2 protein-coding genes are annotated in these 1630 nt (G+C 76.1%); both read left to right on the top strand.

Annotated features, from left to right (window positions below):
- Window positions 1-69: 69 nt before the first annotated feature.
- A complete protein-coding gene (locus ND748_RS31580) occupies window positions 70-918 on the top strand; it encodes an SGNH/GDSL hydrolase family protein (protein ID WP_251749949.1) in 849 nt (282 codons plus the stop codon).
- A gap of 29 nt (window positions 919-947) precedes the next feature.
- Window positions 948-1630 (top strand): hypothetical protein (locus tag ND748_RS31575; RefSeq protein WP_251749948.1); only part of this gene is annotated, 683 nt, incomplete at its 3' end.

The following is a 1630-nucleotide window of genomic DNA, read 5'->3' as shown; positions in this document are numbered from 1 at the left end:
CGCCGCGGTCGCCGCGCCGGCCCCGGTGCCGCCGGCACCGCCGATGGCCGCCTGAAGGCAGCATCCTCCATGGCCGCAGCTCGGTCAGACCGGCGCCCCCCGCCCGCGACACGCTTCGTCGCGTTGGGCGACAGCATCACCGTCGGGCTCGGTGACGGAGTCACCATGGGTCGCGAGCACCGCCGCACCGCCGCCCACGGCCGCGGCTTCGCCGCCCGGCTCGCCGAACACCTCGGACCGCCCGGCGACGTCGACTACACCAACCTGGCCACGACCGGCGCGACGGCCCGCGATGTACGCACCCGCCAGCTACCGGCCGCGCTCACCTGCGACCCACAGGTGGCCACCGTGGTCGCGGGCATGAACGACGTGCTCAAGCGGACGTTCGACCCGCTTCGGGTGCGTCAGGACCTGGTCTGGACGGTGAGCCGGCTGCGCGCCGGTGGGGCGGTCGTGCTCACCGCGACCCTGCCCGATCCCGGCCGGCTGCTGCCGCTACCGGCGCCGCTGGCCCGCGTTCTCGCCTACCGGGTCGGACGCCTCAACGCCGCCGTGCGCGCCACCGCCCGGGCCGATCCTGGCGTGCTCGTCGTTGACCTCGGCCGTCATCCGGCCGTGCGCCAGCGGTCCAGCTTCGACGTCGACCGGGTCCATCCGGGGCCGCACGGGCATCGGCTGATCGCGCAGGCGTTCGCTCTCCGGCTCGCCCAGGCCGGGGTACCACTTGTCGGCGCGCCTTCCGGGCCGACTGCCGCCGGCGGCCCAGACGCCGAGGTCACGGCCCCGGGCGCGCTCCGGCACTCCTACTGGCTGCTCAGCGTCGGCCTGCCCTGGCTGGCCGGGCGGTGCCTCGCCGGCGACGACCGGCACGCCTATCACACGGAAAATCGGCTCGTGAGCCACCCTCGGCGCGCCTGAGAGCCCCTCGATTGCCTACGGTAGGCAATGTGCTTCCCGCCCTGTCAGCCTCGCCCCGATCCGGCGTCCTCACCGGCTGGGGCAACGCGTGGCTTGCCGGGCTCGTCGGACTGGACGACGTCATCACGCAGGTGTACCGCGCGCTCGGCGGCGAGGCCGCGCCGCACACCCTGGGCGACGAGCCGCTCGTCCTCGGCCTGGGCGCCCTGCGCACTGCCGGCGCGCAGCGGCTGCGCCTCGTTCTGCCCGCCCCGGGTGACGTCGCCGGCCTGCCTGGCCCGCCGGAGGTGAACCGCGACGCGATCACCGCGGGTGAGGCCGTCCTCGTCGTCGGGCCGACCCCGCCGCTGCTGCTCGTCCCCAGTGTCGTCGTGCACGGTCCGGCGCTGGAAGGCCGGCTGGAGTCGGTGCACTGGCGGGTGCTGCCCGCGGCCAGCGTGCCGCCGCCCGGCGCCGGGCTGCGCGCCGCCGAGCACGACCTCAGCAACGCGATCCGCACGACGACGGCCGCCCTGGTGCACCTGGACATCGCCAGCGCTCGCCCCGAGGTGCTCGCCCTGCTGCGCGACCGCGGCGAAGAGGAACCGGGGCCGGGCCTCGGTCCGGGTCATCCGTCGGCTGCCCACGCCCTGCTCGCCCGCGCGGAGCGGCTGTCGACCCTGCTGGACCTGGCGGCCCGCGACGACGGGGCCGCGGTGACGGCCAGCGAGAT

This window comes from Frankia sp. AiPs1 (assembly GCF_023716945.1).
In the GTDB taxonomy this organism is placed as follows: Bacteria; Actinomycetota; Actinomycetes; order Frankiales; family Frankiaceae; genus Frankia.
Note: the sequence above shows the minus strand (reverse complement) of the source record. Positions and strands in the feature narration are given on the sequence as shown.

Excerpts from the sequence above, each read along its gene's own strand:
- ND748_RS31580 (WP_251749949.1), top strand. The coding sequence starts at position 70 with ATGGCCGCAGCTCGGTCAGACCGGCGCCCCCCGCCCGCGACACGCTTC.